This is a genomic window from Hymenobacter rubripertinctus (assembly GCF_003583925.1).
Classification (GTDB): domain Bacteria; phylum Bacteroidota; class Bacteroidia; order Cytophagales; family Hymenobacteraceae; genus Hymenobacter; species Hymenobacter rubripertinctus.
On the sequence record NZ_QYCN01000124.1, the window covers coordinates 1 to 523 of the forward strand.

Sequence of the window (523 nt, forward strand, 5' to 3'; positions counted from 1 at the left end):
AGGTTAAAACCGCGGCCCTTCAGGTTCTGAAAGCACTGCTCAATCGTCCAGCGTTTGGCGTAGAGCTGGTCCATGTAGGCCAGTCCCACGTTGCCAAACAGGAACAAAAACTCGTTATCGGCCAGCGCTTTGACCCAGACCTGGCCCCAGACCCCATCGACCTGGCAGTGGGTGAAGCGGCGCACCTGCCCGGGGGCCAGGCCCAGGTCGGCAACGGCCTGCCGCTGGCCGCCGGGGTGGGTGAGCAAGTGGTGTTTAGGCAGGCGCATGACGAAGTTCAAGCCGTTGGCTTTGAGCCATTTCAGCCACTGGTGGCCCACGAATTCGCGGTCCCCCAGCACCAACCCGATGCGGTGTTTGCCCAGCACCTGGAGGCAGACCTGCAACAGGGCGATGCGGTCGGCGGCCGACGAATTGCCGCTGCGGTTGTCGAGCAATTCCCAGTACAGGGGCAGCTGCAACTCGCCCCGGCCGATGGTGACGAGCAGGATGTTGACCTGGCAGCGGCCGAAATCCCATTCCG

At 63.3% G+C, this 523-nt stretch carries 1 pseudogene; it reads right to left on the reverse strand.

The window, feature by feature from the left end:
- Positions 1–523 (reverse strand): annotated as a pseudogene (locus tag D0T11_RS22865) (IS4 family transposase); the annotation flags it as partial.